The sequence below is a fragment of the Micromonospora sp. ATCC 39149 genome (assembly GCF_000158815.1).
Lineage (GTDB): Bacteria > Actinomycetota > Actinomycetes > Mycobacteriales > Micromonosporaceae > Micromonospora.
This window is the reverse complement of the sequence record NZ_GG657738.1, coordinates 4,678,128-4,694,772: the sequence shown is the minus strand read 5'-3', so window position 1 is coordinate 4,694,772 and position 16,645 is coordinate 4,678,128. Positions and strand designations below refer to the sequence as shown.

Genomic DNA, 16,645 nt, shown 5'->3' with positions numbered 1-16,645 from the left:
TGCGGCACTGGTGGGTGAGCGAATCCGGGCGGCGACTGGGCGGACCAGCCCGACGAGGCCCGACGGGTCGCCGCGTCCCTGGCGACGCTGGCCGGGCTGGCCGACGACCCGCCGGTCCGGCTGGCCCGGCGCGGCGACGGCGCGTGGCGGGCCGGCACCGAGGTGTCCGGTCCGGCCATCGCGGCGACGGCGGAGTCCGCGGTCCGCGCCGCGCTGGTCGGACACCTGGCGCGCGGGGTGCAGTTCGCCGAGGCCGCCCCGGCCGACCTGCGCGTCGCGGTCCAGACACCAAGGGAAGACGCCCCCGATCCCGCGGAGCAGGCGTCGCGGGCCGGCTTGACCTGGTCACGGCTGGCGGTACGCCCACTGGTCGACGACCTCGTGGTCGCCGTCGCCCTCACCCGCGCCGACCGGCCACGGGGCGCCTGATGAGCGGCGCGCTGACCGTGGCCGGGCCGGCGGGGACCGCCGGCCGGCCGGCCCGCGCCGACCTGCCGGCCGCGCTGGCGCGCCTGCTGCCCGCGGTGGTGCCGGTGCGGTCCGCCGCGACCCCGGCGCCACCGGACGAGCCCGGGCCTGCGGGTCGTGGTGGACCCGGGTCGGGACGCCGACCTGACCGCGCCGGCCTTCCACACCGCGCCGGTCCTACCCGTGTACGGCCTGCGGGGACGGCTGGTCGTCGGCCCGCTCGTCGAGGCCGGCGACGCCGGCTGCCCGAACTGCCTCGCGTTGCGGGTACGCGCCCTGAACCGACCCGAAGCCGGCACGGACGATCCGGCGCCGGTCGCCGTGCCGTTGTCCGGGCGGGACGTGCCCTGGCCGGCGGCGGCGATCCGGATGGCGGCGGCGGTGGTGGCCGACGAGGTACGCCGGCTCGAAGCCGGAACCGGCCCGCGCACCCGGGGCGCGGCGTTCGTGGTCGACGTCGCCCGGATCTCGGCCGACTGGCACGAGGTGGTGCCGCACCACGCCTGCGCGTCCGCCACCTGCCGCAGCGCCCGACGGCCGGTCCCGCCGCCCCACCCCGACCTGGCGCGCCGGCTGCCCGCCCGGTCCGCGACGAGCGGCCGGCGGTTCTCCCTGGACCACTACCGTCAGGTGCGGGACAGCGGCTACCTGGATGCCTGGTCGGGTGTGATCACGGCCCCCGCGATATCGAGCAATGCCGCGCTGCCGGCGGTGCAGGCGAAGGTCCCGACCCGGTGGGGGTTCCAGGAGATCTGCATCGGGCACGCCGACACGGTCGCCGATGCCCGTACCGCGGCCGTGCTGGAAGGGCTGGAGCGGTACGCCGGGTGGCACAGCGGCGGCCGGCGGCCGGTTCGGGTGGCCGCGTTCGCCGAACTCGACGACGCAGTCGACCCGCGGCAGTTGCTGCTGCACGAACCGGACGCCTACCGGCAGCCCGGGTTCCCGTACGTCCCGTTCCAGCCCGACCTGCCGGTGGCCTGGGCCGAGGCGTTCGACGTGACCGGCAACCGGACCGCCCTGCTGCCGTTCCACGTGGCGTACTACGGCGCGACCCGGGAACCGAAGCTCGGCCCGTCCTTCGTGTACGAGAACTCCAACGGCTGCGCGCTCGGCGCGGGCCCGGAGGAGGCGTTGCTGGCGGCGCTGCTGGAGGTGGTGGAGCGCGACGCCTTCCTGCGCGCCTGGTACTCCCGAACGCCCCTGCCCGAGCTCGACCTGACCGGGCTCACCGGCGACGCGGCCCTCACCGTGCGGACGCTCGCCCACCGCACCGGACGGACGCTGCGCGCCTTCCGCGCGGTGGGCGAGCTCGGACTGCCGGTCGTGCTGCTCGTCTCGCTGTCGGACGATGCCGGGCAGCCCGCCACGCTGATCACCGCCGGGTGCGCGCTGGACACCACGGGCGCGCTGCTCGGCGCCGCGCACGAGATGGCGCTCGTCGCGCCGGTGGCCGCCCTGAACTTCGGGCGTCGGCGGGCGGAACTCGACGCCATGCTTGCCGAACCGGAGCGGGTCAGGGCGATGGCGGACCACGCGCTCGTAGCGGCCCTGCCCGCCGCGCGGGACCGGTTCGCCTTCCTGCTGGACCCGCCGGTCGCCGCGACGCCCGTCGCGCCGACGCACCGGCCGCGCGGCGACGTCGCCGCCGACCTGGCCGCGCTGCTGGCCGCCGCCAGGGAGACCGGGTTGCGGGTCCTCGTCGTCGACCACACCACGCCGGAGCTGCACCGACTCGACCTGACGTGTGTCAAGGCCGTGCTGCCCGGGACGGTGCCCATGACCTTCGGGCACCTGCACCGCCGGATGCCTGGCGACGCCAGCCTGGAGAGCTTCCGGCGCCGACACCACGCGACACCGCTGACCGAGGTGAGACATGATCCGCACCCCTTCCCCTGAGGGCGGCCCGGGGCCGGGCGGCCAGCCGCTGCCCCCCGGCATCACCGCGCTGCCCGCTGGCCTCGGCTGGCTGGTGGACGACCGCGCCACCGCGATCCGGTTGCTGTCCGACGACCGGGTGGGCGTCGTCGCGTCCGGACCGGTGATGTCCCTCCTGGGGCGCGGCGTCCCCGCCGACCTCGCACCGGCCGTGGCGGACATCGCCGAGTTCGCCGGCCGGATCATGTTGCAGGCCGAGCCGGATCACCATCGCCACCTGCGCAAGGGGTTCGCGCCGTTCTTCACCGCCGAGGCCGTCGACGACATGGTGCCGACCATGCGCGAGGACGCGGAACGGGTCGTCGCCGCCTTCGTCGACGCCGGCGGCGGCGACTTCATGACCGCGGTGGCGTTCCCGTACGCGGTCGCCGTGGCGGCACGCCTGCTCGGCGTCAGCTCGCCGGAGTACGTGCGGCTGCACCAGCTCAGCAAGCGCGTGGCGATGGTGGCGTACGCGATGCGGGCCCCCGACCGGGAGCAGGTGGTGCGCGACGGGCACGCCGCGCTGACCGAGATGCGGCGGGCGATCGCCGCCGCCCGCGCGACCGCGCCCGACGGGTCGGTGCTCGGGACGTGGCGGACCGGAGGCATCACCGGGATGACCGACCCGGACGTGGAGGCCAACGTGGTGATGCTCGTCCAGGCCACGCTGGAGACCGTCGCGGGCATGCTCGGCAACGCCGCGCTGTGGATCCTGCGCACCCCGGGCGCCCTGGTCGACCCGAGGGCCCGTGAGGAACTCGTCGACGAGTCGCTGCGCCACCAACCGCCACTGAAGACCCTGGAGCGGGCCACCCGCGAGGCCGTCGAGGTCGACGGGCTGCGGCTGCCCGCCGGCAAGATCGTGACGGTACGGGTCGCGGAGGCCAACCTGGGCGGCGGCGACGGCACGGCGGTCGCCGGCAACGCGGTGCTCTCGTTCGGGTGGGGCGCGTACCGGTGCCTCGGTGCCCGGATGGCCCGCTACCAGGCGGCCGAGTTGTTCTCCGCGCTGGCCGAGCGGGCACCCGGTGCCCGGCTCACCGACCCCGAGCCGGAATACGTGCGCCACATCCGGTTCTCCATGCCCCGGCTGCTGCCCGTCCGGATCCCCCCGGCGGACGCCCCGCGGCAGGGGGCGCACGAGGTCACCCTGGCGCTGACCGAGGCGCTGGAGGAACACGACCTGGACCGGCCGCTGACCTCGCTCGAACAGGAGGTCGCAGTGCTGACACTGGCCGAGTTCGGCGTCCCGGAACCGGAATCGCCGCGCCGGCTGACGACCATCAGGGGGTGGGTCGAGTGGGCGACCGCGACGCGTGGCTGACCTGGTTGCCGCAGGCCGGCGCGGCAGTTCGCGGCGGCATCGTCACCCGGTCCGGCCGCACCGGCTGGGACGAGTTGCTGGCGCGGGCCCGGCGACTCGCCGCCGACCTGCCCGAGTCGGGCACCGGCAGTTGGGTAGTCCCGGCGGACCGTGGGGTGCAAACCGTACTCGGGCTGCTCGTGCTTGGGCTCGCCACGCCGGCCCCGTCCTGGGTGCTCGGTGACCCGGGAAGCTGGGCCGAACCGGGCGCGCCCGGCTACGCGGACCTCCTCGTCCCGGCCGCGCCGCACGCCGCCGCGCCGCCCGGCGTGACCGGCGCGACGTACGCGACCGCGACCTCGGGCAGTACCGGGACGCCCCGGCTCCTCTTCGGCCACGTCGGGAACCTGGCCTCCACGGTGCGCCTCTACACCGACGAACTGCCGGAGTTCGCCGCCGCCGAGGCGTTCGTCACCTGTTCACCGCCGGACTTCGCAGCGGCCTTCTACCTGATGCTGCTGCCCGCGTTGGTCCTGCGCCGGGACCTGGTGCTGTTCCGCCCCAGCGACTGGCAGCTCGCCGCAGCCGAGCTGGCCGGGCGTCCGGCGGTGTGCCTGGCGCCCCCGGCGCTACAGGTGCAGGGAGCGCGGTGCGGGCGTGCCGGGGCGAGCTACCGGGACACCTGGTTCGTACCCGCCGGTGGCGGCATGACGCTCCGCCGGGCCGAACGGGTAGCCGCCGGCTTTCCCGGGTGCCGCTTCCTGACGATCCTGGGCTCGACCGAGACGGGTCTGATGACCGTCTCCCGGCAGGTGCGCGACGACGGCTACGTCGGACGGCCGCTGGCACGCAAACCGGTGTGGCTCGACGACGTCGGCCCGGACGGCGTCGGCACGCTGTGGACCCGCGGCCCGGACACCCGGTTCGCGGTGCGCGGCGGTCAGCTCCTGACCGGCCCGGACGGCGCGGTCAGCACCGGTGACCTGGCCCACCTGTCACCGGACGGCGGGTACGTCCTCGACGGACGCCAGGGTGAGCTGGTCAAGGTCGACGGCGTGAGCGTCTACCCGAACCGCGTCGCCGAGGCGCTGCGCCGGCTGCCCGGCGTGGACGACGTCGCCGTCACCGTCGACCGCACCGGCGCGGCGGACCGCCTCGTCCTCACGGTGGTCGGCACCGCCGACGAACAGGCCATCCGCGCGGCCTGCGCGGCACTCCCACAGCCGATCGTGCCGCATCGCGTGCTGTGCCGCAGCGGCGCGCGGGCGTACACGGATCGGGGAAAGGTCCGGACGTGACGGCTCCCCTGCCCCAGGCCGTACGCCATGCCCTCCTCCAACGGCCCGCCCTGCTCTACGAGCGGATGCTCAGGCAGGGGCCGATGCACTGGAGCGACCAGGCGCAGTCCTGGGTCGTCGTGGGGTACGACCTCGCGCGGGCCGTGCTGCGCGACAACCGGTTCCGGATGCCGGCTCCGGACCCGCGCTCGGTCTGGTCCACCGACCCGGAGCTGAGCGCGTTCATGCGGGGCATGATGCTGCAGGCGGAGGGGCCGCGACACCAGGAGCTGCGCAGGGCGGTCGCCCAGCGGTTCACCCCCCGGATGCTGAAGGCCCGGCGGTCGCGGATCGTCGAGGCCCTCCACGGGATCCTGGACGGCCTGCACCCGGCGACCCGCGTCGAGGCGGTGGCGGACATCAGCGTGCCCTTCCCGGTCGCCGTGGTCGGTGACGTCATCGGCATTCCCCGCGCCCAGCGCGACGAGGTGAGCGACCTCTGCCGCCGGATCAGCAGCGGCGGGGGGCTGGTCGGCGGCGTACGACCGCCGTCCCGGGCCGTCGACGACTCGATCACCGCCGTCGGTGAGCTCGGTACGCGGGTGCGCGGTTGGCTGGCGGAGCCGGAACTACTGGAGCCCGACAGCGTGCTGACGGATCTGCACGCCACCCGTGCCCGGGGCGGCGGACTCAGCGACGCGGAGACCGTCGCGGTGGTGTTCAGCCTGCACCTCGCCGGCCACGACACCTCCCGCAACCTGTTCAGCGCCCTGGCCCACCGGCTGGCCACCGATCCGACCATGCTGCCCGCCCTGGCCCGCGCCGACCTCGACGCCGCCACGGTGGTGAACACGGTGCTCCTCGACGAGCCGCCGCTGACGTTCACCGCCCGCATGGCGACCTGCGACGTGGAGTTGGCCGGCCACCAGATCCGGGCCGGCCAGCGGGTGCGGGTGATGCTCGGCGCGGCGAACCACGACCTGACCCAGCAGGCCCGGCCGCACCAGCAGCTCGACGGGCTCGCCTTCGGCGAGGGCATGCACGTCTGCCTCGGCTCCCACCTGGCGCGGGAGGAGGGTGCCCTGCTACTGGACGTCCTCGCCGCCCGCTGGAGCTCGGTGCGGCTGGCGGAGGACCCCCGGTGGAATCCGCACTTTTTGGTACGCGGGCTGGCCGAGCTGCCGCTGGAGGTCACGTGGAAGGCCTAGACCTCCTGCGGGACGTACGTTACGGGCCGGCGACGATCGTGCGGCGCTGCCGCCTGCCGGTGGGCGCGATCCGGGAGTTCGGCGACAGCCCCTCGTGGGAGCTGGCGGGTGAGGTGGCCGAGGCGACCGATCGGACCCGCGCCGCGGGCCGGCAGCTCGCGGACCGGATCGCCGACCTGGTTCCCGCCGTCCCGCCGCAGGTCCGGGGCGGTCTGCTCCGGCTGCGGCGGGACGCGTTCAACGGGCGGCCACCGCGCCGGTCCGACGTCGAACGGGCCGTCGGCGCCGAACCGGAGACGGCGGCCTACCTCGCCGCCCGGGAGCACCGCGAGACGGCGGTGGCCCGGCTCGCCGACCGGATGCGCCAGCACGCCGACCTCACCGCCGCCACGCTAACGCTCCTGCTGGCGAACGGTGACTTCGCCGCCTCGGTCGACCTGTCGGTGCCCGAGCTACTGCCCGCGCTGACACGCCCAGGTGGGGAGCGGACCGGACTCGACGGCCCCCTCGACTCGCGGCGTCGCCGCTGGGCCGTCACGCTGCTGCGGATGGCGCTGCGGGCGGCCACCAAACCGACGCCGCTGCACCGGTTCACCGAATCCACGCTGGTCGTCGACGGTGGGCAGGAACGCCCGGCGAGCGGCCGGATCAGCTTCGAGTCGGACCTGCTCGCCCGGCTCGGGGGGTGGGCGGTGGCGGGCCACCCGGCGCCCGCCGATCCCGACCACGTCTGGCTGACCACGAACCCGACCCTCTCCCTGACCCCCGCCGCCGACGGGACGCGGATGCGGTGGGTGCGGATCGACGCCTCGGGCGCGGAGCAGTTGGTGAGCGCCCGGTGCCCGCCGGAGATCGCACCGCTGGTGGTGGCCCTCCGCACTCCGGCGACGGTGCGGCAGGTCGTCGCGTCGGTGGCCGGGCCGGGCGCGACCGCCGGCCGGCTTCCCCGAGCGCTGGACGCGCTGGTGGGACGCGGGGTGCTCGAACTCGGCCTGCTCCGGGTGGGCACCGATGTCCTCGACCACACGCGCGCGGCGCTCGCGCCGGAGACCGAGGTGGCCGCCGCCCTGCACGATCTCGCGGCGCTCCGGCGGGCGTGGTCCGATCGGCCCGGGGGCCGGCGAGCGGCGCTGGTACGCCGGGCCACCGATCTCACCGCCCGGCTGTCCGCCGCGCTCCGGATGCCCGCCGCTCCGCCCGTGGTGATCGAGAGTCTGGAGGGCGTGCGGGCTCCGTCCGACGACGACCCACCCGTCGACGCGGAGGCGCTGCGGGACCTCGCGGCGCTCCAGGGCCTGCTGCCGCTGCTCGGCGGCGAGGTGCCCATCCAGATCGCCGACGCCGCCTGCTTCCGGCAGCGGTTCGGAACCGACCCCGTCCCGCTGTTCGAGGCCTACCAGTGGCACGTGCGCAGTGGACGGGCGGAGGCGTCGGCGCTGCTGCGCCGCTGCGACGAGCCCCTGCTGGCCCGGGTGCTCGCGCTGCGGACCCGCATGATCGACGAGCTGCGGCGGTTGGCGCTGACCCACGCCGGTCAGTACGAGGTCAGCTGGAGCCGGGAGGCCGTGGAACAGCTCGTCGACGCCCTTCCGCGAGCGGTGCCCCGCTGGACGTGCGTCTCCTGGGTGCTCCAGTCCGCCGCAGGTCGGCACGTTGTCAACGGCGCGAGTTCCGGGTACGGCCGGCTCGCCGCCCGGATGGGGTCGGTCATCCGCGACCACGAACTGTCGACCCTGCGACGCTGGATCGACGGCGCGGACACCGACCCGGAGGACGCGCTCGTCGTGGACATCGCCGCCGGTCTCGGCGCGTCGGTCAACGAACGGCCCCGGCTGCTGACCACCGCCCTCGGCTACCCGGGCTCGGCGCTGGAGTGCGACCCGCAGGCGCGGATAGATCCGGGGGGTTGCGTGGTCCGGGCGACGCCGCAGGGGCGGCTGGTGCTCGAAAGCGACCGGTGGCCGGGCCGCCCGTTGCTGCCGGTGCCGCACAACGGCACCATGCCGCAGCTCGGTCCACCCCTCTACCGCTGGCTGGCCCGGTTCGGGCCGCCGCTGGGCGCAACCTGCCAGTTCTGGAACCTGGTCGACGGCCCCACCACCCAGGGCGGGCGGCCCGCCGTCCGTTCCTACCCCCGGCTGCGGCTCGGCTCGCTCGTGCTCAGCCGGCGGACCTGGAAGGTGGACATCGCGCGGCTGCCGACCCTGCCGCGCTCCGGCACCGGTTCCGCCGAGGAACTCGTCGCCTGGCGACGCTGGTGTGACGAGACCGGGGTTCCCCGTCGCTCCTTCGTCCATCCCCGGACGGTTCCGGACACCTGGGACGTGGTCCGCGGTCTCGCCCCGTTCGAGGAGATCACCCAGGCGCGTTCCCGCGCCGGTGACGCCGCGCGGAAGCCAATGTACGTGGACCTCTCCCAGCCACTGTCCTGGCCGTTGGTCACCCAGCAGAGTGCCACCGTGACCTTCACCGAGCCGCTGCCCGACCCCGACGCGTTGCCGGCGGACGCGCACATCGCCGAGTACATCGTCGAGACCTCACGCCCGATTCGACACTCAACCACAGGAGGACAGGATGTCGTCGTCGTCCCAGACCGAGCAGCAGCAGATCACCTTTGACGAGGTGTCGGGCCTGCTGGCCGAGGCACGCAACTACTGGATCTGCACCGTACGCCCCGACTCGCGCCCGCACGCCGCTCCCGTCTGGGCGGTCTGGCGCAACGGATGCGTCGTGTTCAGCTCACCCGACTCGACCGTCAAGGCGCGCAACCTGGAGACGAACGCCGAGGCGACGGTGCACCTGGAAAGCGGCGACGAGGTGGTCATCGTGGACGGACACGCCACGCGGGTCGACGACGAGGACGAGTTGCGCGCCCTGGGCGCGGCGTTCACCGAGAAGTACGGCGCCATCACCGGTGTGGCCTACGACCTCGTCCAGGCCAGGTCGATGGGCATGGCGGTGATCAGTGTCCGGGCCGAGGTCGTCCGGGGGTGGCACGCCGGAGCCGCGTTCATGGCCAACCGGTGGACGCTCGGCCCCGACGGCCTGCCGGTGGCCCAGACCTCCGTCAACGCGGCGGACCTGGCCTGAACGCCGTCCCGCCGCCCTCGTGGAAAGCAGCCAACCGCCCTGGCGACGGCCCTCAGGCCCGAACCTTGCGGTGCAGGACGTGGTCGATCAGGCCGTAGTCCTTCGCCTCTTCGGCGGTGAACCACCGGTCGCGGTCGGAGTCGGCCTCGATACGCTCGACGGGCTGCCCGGTGTGGAAGGCGATGCGTTCCTGGCAGACGCGCTTGGTGTAGAGCAACTGCGCGGCCCGGATGGCGACGTCGGACGCCGTTCCCGCAATGCCGCCGGACGGCTGGTGCATCATGATGGACGCGTGGGGCAACGCGTACCTCTTACCCCTGGCCCCGGCACAGAGCAGGAACTGTCCCATGGAGGCGGTCATTCCCATGGCGACCGTCGCCACATCGTTCGGCACGGACTGCATCGTGTCGTAGATCGCCATTCCGGCCGTCACCGAGCCGCCCGGGGAGTTGATGTACAACTGGATGTCGGCCCTCGGATCCTCGCTGGACAGGATCAACAACTGGGCGCAAATCCTGTTGGCGACGCTGTCGTCCAATTCGCTGCCCAGCACGATGATCCGCTTCCCGAGCAGGCGGTTCTGGACCACGGTATCGATGGGGCCGACGAAATCCTCAGCCGTTTTTGCCACGTGCGCCTCGATTCCTGTCAGTTTCTGTCCCCTATGTGCGACGGCTGCATCAACCGCCTCGCACGACCGCACACCAGGTGGACACCGGCCGGAAAATCGCTCGATCAGCATCCTAGCCGCGATCACCTAGCCGACGAAACCCGTCTATGGAAAGGCGAGGGAGAACACTGGGCGCGGCACGTGGCGGAACCGCGTCGGGGGCGGTTCCGCCACGTGACCTGACCTGAGCCGACGGGCTCGCGCCCGTGCCGTCGACCGGCCACCGACGACGGGTCGGTGGCGGGCCGACGGCACGGCATCGGGCGCGGCGGCGGTCAGCCCGGCAGGACCGCCTGCACCGGGGTCGACCGATTGGTGGTGGTGCCGTCGCCCAACTGCCCGGACGTGTTGTTGCCCCAGCACCACAGGCCGCCATCGGTGCGGATCGCGCAGCTGTGGTAGGTGACGACGAAGCCGTCCGTCCAGGTGGTGGCGGTCCCGACCCGGGTCGGGGCGCTCCGGTGGGTGGTGGTGCCGTCGCCCAGCTGCCCGTACGCGTTGTAGCCCCAGCACCACAGACTGCCATCGGTGCGGACCGCGCAGGACGAGTCGACGCTCGCGTCGACCCTGGCCCAGGTGGTGGCGCTGCCGACCTGGAGGGGGCTGGTCTGGAAGCCGCCGCCGTTGCCCAGTTGACCGTACCCGTTCTCACCCCAGCACCACAGGGTCCCGTCGGCGCGGACCGCGCAGGTGTGCGCGTACCCGGTCGTCACGCCGGTCCAGGTGGCCACGGTGCCCACCTGCGTCGGCGTCGCCCGGTAGTCCAGGTTACCGAGGCCGAGTTGCCCGTCGATGTTGTCGCCCCAGCACCACAGGGTCCGGTCGGTGCGGATGGCGCAGGTGTGCCCGAAGCCGGTCGCGACGCTCGCCCAGGTGGTCGCCGTGCCGACCTGCACCGGGGTGGTCGCCCGGTAGGGAGACGTGCCGATGCCCAACTGCGCGCTACGGTTCAAGCCCCAGCACCACAGGGTGCCGGTGGTCCGGACGGCGCAGGTGTGATTGGGGCCGGCGCTGACGCTGGCCCAGGTGGTGGCGTCACCGACCCGCACCGGTCCGGTACGGTTCGTGGTCGTCCCGTCACCGAGCTGCCCGTTGTAGTTGCCACCCCAGCACCACAGCGTGCCGTCCGTCCGCACCCCGCAGGTGTTGCTGGCGCCAGCGTCGATCCGCGCCCAGGTGGCGTCACCCACCCGCGCCGGGCCGGGCCGGCTCGTGGTGGTCCCGTCACCGAGCTGGCCGCTGTAGTTGTCGCCCCAGCACCACAGCGTTCCGTCGGCAAAAGTCGCGCAGGTGTGCGCGCTTCCCGCGGCGACCCGGGAAACCGGTGCGGCAGCGAGCGAGGCGTTCGGCGAGCCACGCTCGGCGGAGTTGACGCGAGCGACGGCCGGGCCGGCGGTGAGTCCGATGGCGAGCACGGCGACCCCGATGGATGCCGCCGCCGTGGCGGCGGCCGTTCTTGCCGCCCGCCCCCATCTGGTCCACCCGCGACCACCCTGATGTCCGTTCATGTTCTTTTCTCCCAAACAACGTCGATTTCTGCACGATGGAGGCGGCATTGCCCCGGCAGGTCGCCAGCGACCAGCCATTCACGTCACTGATCTTAGGCATTGACTAGCGACAATGCCTAATCTGCCGGGGCGCAGCCGGATCCGCCGTTACGTCCCACGACGTTCGGGACTCAGCCGCGGCTCCATTTCTGGCTGGACGCTCCGCTGCAGTCCCAGATCTGGGCACGCGTACCGTTCGCCGTGCCGCTGCTGACCAGGTCCAGACAGCGGCCCGAACCGACGCCGGTGATCGTGCCGTCGGCGTTGAACCGCCACTTCTGGTTGGACTGGCCGTTGCAATCCCAAATGATCACCGAGCTGCCGTTGGCGGTGGCGGCGCCGTTGACGTCAAGGCACTTGCCGCCGAAGACGCGCAGCTCCTGGGCGCCGGTCGAGGTCCACACCTGGTTGCTCTGGCCGTGGCAGTCCCAGATGATCGCCGCTGCGCCGTTGGTCTGCGAGCCGCCGTTGACGTCCAGGCACCGACCGGAGGAGACGCTGCGGACGGCCGAGGTGCTGCTCGGCGGCGGGGTGGTCGGGCTGGCGGTCGGCGTGGCCGTCGGCGAGGCGGTCGGGCTGGTGCCGCCGAACTGGGTGAAGAACCTCCACACCTCGATCTTGGTCCACGTCCTGGCTCCGCTGTCGCCACCGCCGTCGACGGGGCCGGGGGTGTGACCGCCGTCGAAGGCGGCCCACACCACCGGATAGCCGGCCCGGCAGCCGGAGTAGGTGGTGGTGATGTGGGTCAGGCTGCCCGGCCTCGGCTCGGGCGGGCTCTGCGGGGTGCACCCGTTGTTGCGCACGAACGTGTCGCGCAGGGACCGCCCGGCGGAGATGTTGAGCACCGTGTCCCCGATGCCGTGCAGCCCCATGTAAGCGATGGGTTGCGTGCCGCCGCTGCACCCACTGAGTTGCCCGCCGGCGTAGACGGCGACCGCGCGGAAGACGGTTGCCCGGGCGCAGGCCAGGGCGTAGCTCATGCCTCCGCCGTAGCTGAAGCCGAGGGCGAACAACTGCGTGGTGTCGACGCACAGGTCCGCCTGGATCTGCCTGATCATGTCGTCGACGAAGGTGACGTCCTGGCCGCCGGGGTTGGCCCAGCCGTTGTTGTTGCCCTGGGGTGCGACGAAGATGGTGCTGTTGTTCGCCTGCTGCCGCAGCCCGTAGTAGGACCAGGCCGCCCCGTCCGAACCGCCGGAGTCCACGTCGTTGGCGGTGCCGCCGTTCCAGTGGAACCCGAAGATCAACCGGTAGGGGTGGTTCCTGTCGTAGTTGTCGGGAATCCTCAGGATGAAGCTACGGTTCTGGCCCCCGCTCTGGATGGACCGTGGGCCGCTGGTCAACGTGGGTGCCTTGCCGCACCCAGCGGTCGTCGCAGCCGCTCCGACCCCTGCGGCCGACGCGGTTCCGCTCAGGCCACCGGCCACTGCCGTTGCGCCTGCGGCCACGACGAAGATCGCCGCAGCCGCGATGATTCCGAGAATGGGTCTGCGTTTTGCCATGATGCGGCTCCTGCCACTCGGCATGGACTGATTCCGGTACGGGCATCCACGGCGATCCCCATACCGCCACGACGCGCCATTCCTGACCGCGCTCACCCCTGGGGGGCGCCCGGAGACGCGCACGACGGGCCCGCGGCGCCCGGCCGGCTCAGTTCCCGCAGACTCCATCTCTGGCCCCGCTGCCCGTGCAGGACCAGATGGTGCTCGTATCGTCGACGGCACCCGCGCCGTACGCGGCCGGACGCTGCCCGAACCGCCCGCCGACGTCGAATCGTTTCGGCAAGACCTTAGGGTCATTCAGTGAGATATGTCAATGCTATGTCCGGCGGGTTGCACCGGGCGACCCGCCGCACGCCGCCGGAGTCCGGGGCCTGCTTCCTCCTCAGCCCTCCCCGACGGGCCGGGTCACTCACCTGGACGGGTTCACCCATGCGCCAACCGCGAGCTGAGGCAGGTCAGATGCCGTCATCCCCTTCGACGAGCGCGAACCGGTGTCCCGGCAACCGCCGCGCCCGGCACCCGGTCCGGAACATCCGGCTCCCCTCGGCGGCACCCAGCGGATCCGGCAGGAACCGGGCCATGGTCAGCTCGGGCCGGTCGAGGTACCCGACGGTCAGCATGGGACCGGCCAGGAACAGCTCTCCGACCTCCCCTGTCGGCACCGGCCCGAAGTCGTCGTCGAGGACGTGCCACCGGTGCTGCGGCAACGGCGCCAACGCGCCGCCCTCCGACACCACCGCCGCCACCATCGCGGTTTCGGCGAAGCCGCACAGCTCCACCTCGTCGGCCGGGCCGGCGTTTCGGTCGATCCGCAACGACCACCGGGCCAGCCCCGCCGCCGCGTCACGCCGGTCGCCCGCGCCCGCAGGCCGCACCGCCGGCAGGACCAGTTCCGCACCGGTGAGCAACGCGCGTGCCACTGCCACCGCGCCCACCAGCGGGTCCGTCGGGACCGGCACGCGCAGCCGGTCCCCATGGCCCGACCGGGGCAGGCCGCAGTCACCGGCCAACCAGGTCAACTGCGTACCACGCCACACCACACTCACCGCGTCCTCGGCAAGCGGCACCATCAACGACGGTTCCGGCTCGTCCACCACAGGCGCGGCCACCGTCGACCCGGCCCGGCCACGGGCCTGCCAGGCCGCCCCGGTCACTCCCCGCCAGCGCTGCCGGACCACCGGCCACCCGGCTGGCGCCCCGGGGCCAGCCGGGACCAGCACCAGTTCCGGCCGGGTCGCCCGCACCGCCGCCTCCGGGCGACTCCCGGCACACAGGACACAGCTCGCTCCGGCGGCCAGCACCGCGAGGACCGCGCCGATCAGGTCGGCGGCGCAGTCGCCGACGACAGCGACCCGCCGGCCGGGACCGGCCCCGGCCGCCACCAACCGGTCGGCGACGTCGTCGACCGACTCCCACAGCCGCCGGTAGGACAGCCGCAGGTGGCCGGCGCCCAGCGCGGGCGCATCGGGCTGCTCCCCCGCCGCCTTACGTAGCAGGCCGACGAGGCTCATGTCGGTCGCCACGGGACGGGCCGCGTCGCTGGCCCGCACCGCGCCGGTCCGCTCCGCCACCTGCCGGCCGCAGGCCTGGATGCTCCCGGCGAACGGCACGATCCGCCATCCCTCGGGTGGCCGTCGACCGATCGGCCAGACCGCGAAATCCCGGGTCTGGCTGACCACCAGTTGAAAGTAGCGGGACTCCCTCCACCCAGACATGCGGCGCTCCCAGCTCCGGAGACTGGCCCGGCGCCCCTCCCGCCGGCTCGGAGCCGGGGGACACACCGGGTCAAACCTCGACGACATCCGACCGGACAAACCTAAGTGACGCCGGTCATGGCCTGGTCATACCTCACCGGGAGCGCCGCGGGTCGTCAGCGGGCGGTGGGCCTGTCGTCCATCGGTTTGATCAGCCGGGCGGCGGTTGCCTTGCGGATGGCGTCCACCCGGGACACCGCCTGCAACTTGGCGTAGATGTTGGTCAGGTGCCGCTTGACCGTGGCCTCGGTGATGAAGAGCCGGCTGGCGATCTGCGCGTTGCTCATCGCCTCTGCGGTGAGCCGGAGCACCTCCAGCTCCCGCGAGGTCAACGGAGTGCCGTTCGTTCGCGGCTTCTGCCGGTCCAGCCGCTCCACCGTCTCTCGGGAGACCGCCAGCAGGACGCTCTGTGTGGGACGGCGGACCACCGAGCGCACCGCGGCGACCAGGTCGTCCCGCAGGATCGTCTTGAGCAGGTACGCGACGGCGCCCGCCTCCAACAGCTCGTGCACCATGTCCGGGTCGTCGTGCATGGTCAACACGATCACCCGGGTTTCGGATGCGGTCCGTCGGACCTGTCGAATCACCGCCGCCGCACCCGGACCCGGCATCTCGACGTCGAGCAGCAGCACGTCCGGGCGCAGCCGCACCGCGAGGGCCACCGCCTCCGGCCCGGAGGACGCCTCGCCGACGACCGCGAACTCCGGCTCGGTGGAGAGCATCTCCCGGATACCGTCCCGCAGCAGGGTGTGGTCGTCGGCCAGGCACACCCGGATCTGCGACCGGACCGGGGCGTTCACAGGCCCGCCTCGGCGAACGGGATCCGCACCTCGACCCGGGTGCCCTGGCCAGGCGCGCTGATCAGCTCGACCTCGCCGTGCAGCAACAGGGCCCGCTCGTACATCGACGGCAGGCCACCCCGGGCACAGTCCGGGTCGGTGGTGTCGAAGCCGCACCCGTCGTCGGCCACCGTGGCGGCCACCGCGTTGTCCCCCACGTCGACCACGATGTCCAGCCGGGACGGTGCGGCATGCCGCACCGCGTTGCGGGCGGCCTCCCGCAGGATCAGGTACAGCTCCTCCAGCACGTCGGGCGGGAGCACCTTGAGGTCACCGTTTGCCACCAGCGAGTACCGCACCGAGGGCGGCACGTTGGCCTCCAGGTAGCCGCGCAGGGTACGTTCCAGCCCGTACTCGCCCACCGAACGACGGAGTTCGGCAGAGAGGCCACGCACCGTACGGACCGCCTCGTCCAGTGACTCGATGGCTGCGTCGATCTTGGCCCGGGCCTGCTCCAGATCGCGGTCGGCGTAGTGCCGGTGCAGGTCGAGCCGGTGCAGGGTGAGCCCCATCTCGTGCAGGACCCGGTCGTGCAGCTCCCGGGCGATCCGATTGCGCTCCTCCTGCCGGGACGCCTGCAACTTCTGCATCAGGAACCCCACATACGACAGCGAGGCCAGCGCGACCCGAGCCATGATCGCCTCGTGCAACGCGCGGCTGAGCCGGAGCGCCCCGGCGCTGTCCGTGGCCGGCAGGTCGCGCGTGATGACCGGCAGCATCACCTCGAAGAGGGTGGTCGCGGCACGGAGCGACTGGACCGGGTGGATGCCGCGCCGGGCGCGGTCGGCACCGATGTCGACGGTGAACAGCCGAGCCTCGCCGACCAGATCCATCGGGGGCACCTCGGTCATGGACACCCGGGCCGCGACATCGTTGAGCACCGCCCGGACCTGCGCCGCGAGCTGCGCCAGGACATCGGGACCGTTGGCCAGTTCGCTTTCCTGTTGACTCAGTGAGCGATGAAACGCTTCGACGATCTCCCGCGCCATCGAGGACAGTTCGGCCTCTGTCACGGGCTGCATCGCGTATGGCTTCGCCACGGACCCCCCCGCTATCTCGGCAGAGGC

At 73.1% G+C, this 16,645-nt stretch carries 13 protein-coding genes; 7 read left to right on the top strand and 6 right to left on the bottom strand.

What is annotated here, in order from left to right; translation table 11 throughout:
* The first annotated feature begins 162 nt into the window (after positions 1–162).
* The 7 genes from MCAG_RS20425 (at position 163) to MCAG_RS20395 (ending at position 9,266) form a co-directional block, all read left to right on the top strand.
* On the top strand, positions 163–429 hold the full coding sequence (locus tag MCAG_RS20425) for a hypothetical protein (protein ID WP_050778024.1): 267 nt from the start codon (positions 163–165) through the stop codon (positions 427–429).
* A gap of 156 nt (positions 430–585) precedes the next feature.
* Positions 586–2,367: a TOMM precursor leader peptide-binding protein gene (locus MCAG_RS20420; protein ID WP_007074884.1), complete on the top strand. Its 1,782-nt coding sequence runs from the start codon at positions 586–588 to the stop codon at positions 2,365–2,367.
* Positions 2,345–3,712: a cytochrome P450 gene (locus MCAG_RS32755; RefSeq protein ID WP_007074883.1), complete on the top strand. Its 1,368-nt coding sequence runs from the start codon at positions 2,345–2,347 to the stop codon at positions 3,710–3,712. Before MCAG_RS20420 ends, MCAG_RS32755 begins: the two co-directional genes overlap by 23 nt.
* Positions 3,679–4,989, top strand: a complete 1,311-nt coding sequence (locus MCAG_RS20410) for an AMP-binding protein (RefSeq protein ID WP_157548155.1) — start codon at positions 3,679–3,681, stop codon at positions 4,987–4,989. The genes MCAG_RS32755 and MCAG_RS20410 overlap by 34 nt, the downstream gene beginning before the upstream one ends.
* Positions 4,986–6,176, top strand: a complete 1,191-nt coding sequence (locus tag MCAG_RS20405; protein ID WP_036374449.1) for a cytochrome P450 — start codon at positions 4,986–4,988, stop codon at positions 6,174–6,176. The genes MCAG_RS20410 and MCAG_RS20405 overlap by 4 nt, the downstream gene beginning before the upstream one ends.
* Entirely contained in the window at positions 6,164–8,794 is a 2,631-nt protein-coding gene (locus MCAG_RS20400; protein ID WP_036374446.1) for a lantibiotic dehydratase, read from the top strand. Before MCAG_RS20405 ends, MCAG_RS20400 begins: the two co-directional genes overlap by 13 nt.
* The gene (locus MCAG_RS20395; protein ID WP_007074879.1) at positions 8,751–9,266 is read left to right on the top strand and encodes a pyridoxamine 5'-phosphate oxidase family protein; all 516 of its coding nucleotides are present in this window, start codon (positions 8,751–8,753) and stop codon (positions 9,264–9,266) included. The genes MCAG_RS20400 and MCAG_RS20395 overlap by 44 nt, the downstream gene beginning before the upstream one ends.
* 52 nt (positions 9,267–9,318) lie before the next feature.
* On the opposite strand, the gene MCAG_RS20390 is transcribed toward MCAG_RS20395, so the two are convergent.
* The 6 genes from MCAG_RS20390 to MCAG_RS20365 form a co-directional block, all read right to left on the bottom strand.
* Positions 9,319–9,969 carry a ClpP family protease gene (locus MCAG_RS20390; RefSeq protein ID WP_007074878.1) on the bottom strand — a complete coding sequence of 217 codons (651 nt, stop codon included), beginning with the start codon at positions 9,967–9,969 and terminating at the stop codon, positions 9,319–9,321.
* 242 nt (positions 9,970–10,211) lie between these two features.
* Positions 10,212–11,444, bottom strand: a complete 1,233-nt coding sequence (locus MCAG_RS20385; RefSeq protein ID WP_036374443.1) for a chromosome condensation regulator — start codon at positions 11,442–11,444, stop codon at positions 10,212–10,214.
* Positions 11,445–11,614: 170 nt separating this feature from the next.
* Positions 11,615–12,985: an RICIN domain-containing protein gene (locus tag MCAG_RS20380; RefSeq protein ID WP_036374440.1), complete on the bottom strand. Its 1,371-nt coding sequence runs from the start codon at positions 12,983–12,985 to the stop codon at positions 11,615–11,617.
* A 455-nt stretch (positions 12,986–13,440) separates the two neighbouring features.
* Positions 13,441–14,700 (bottom strand): AMP-binding protein, encoded by a 1,260-nt coding sequence (locus tag MCAG_RS20375; RefSeq protein ID WP_198141596.1) that lies wholly within the window; start codon positions 14,698–14,700, stop codon positions 13,441–13,443.
* A gap of 155 nt (positions 14,701–14,855) precedes the next feature.
* Positions 14,856–15,539, bottom strand: coding sequence for a response regulator transcription factor (locus tag MCAG_RS20370; RefSeq protein ID WP_036374435.1), 684 nt, complete (start codon positions 15,537–15,539; stop codon positions 14,856–14,858).
* A complete protein-coding gene (locus MCAG_RS20365) occupies positions 15,536–16,591 on the bottom strand; it encodes a sensor histidine kinase (protein WP_198141595.1) in 1,056 nt (351 codons plus the stop codon). Before MCAG_RS20365 ends, MCAG_RS20370 begins: the two co-directional genes overlap by 4 nt.
* Positions 16,592–16,645: the final 54 nt, after the last annotated feature.

What these genes read in the sequence shown, in the direction of transcription:
- MCAG_RS32755 (WP_007074883.1), top strand. Translation starts at nt 2,345, where the DNA reads ATGATCCGCACCCCTTCCCCTGAGGGCGGCCCGGGGCCGGGCGGCCAG.
- MCAG_RS20395 (WP_007074879.1), top strand. Translation starts at nt 8,751, where the DNA reads ATGTCGTCGTCGTCCCAGACCGAGCAGCAGCAGATCACCTTTGACGAG.
- MCAG_RS20385 (WP_036374443.1), bottom strand. Translation starts at nt 11,444, where the DNA reads ATGAACGGACATCAGGGTGGTCGCGGGTGGACCAGATGGGGGCGGGCG.
- MCAG_RS20380 (WP_036374440.1), bottom strand. Translation starts at nt 12,985, where the DNA reads ATGGCAAAACGCAGACCCATTCTCGGAATCATCGCGGCTGCGGCGATC.
- MCAG_RS20375 (WP_198141596.1), bottom strand. Translation starts at nt 14,700, where the DNA reads ATGTCTGGGTGGAGGGAGTCCCGCTACTTTCAACTGGTGGTCAGCCAG.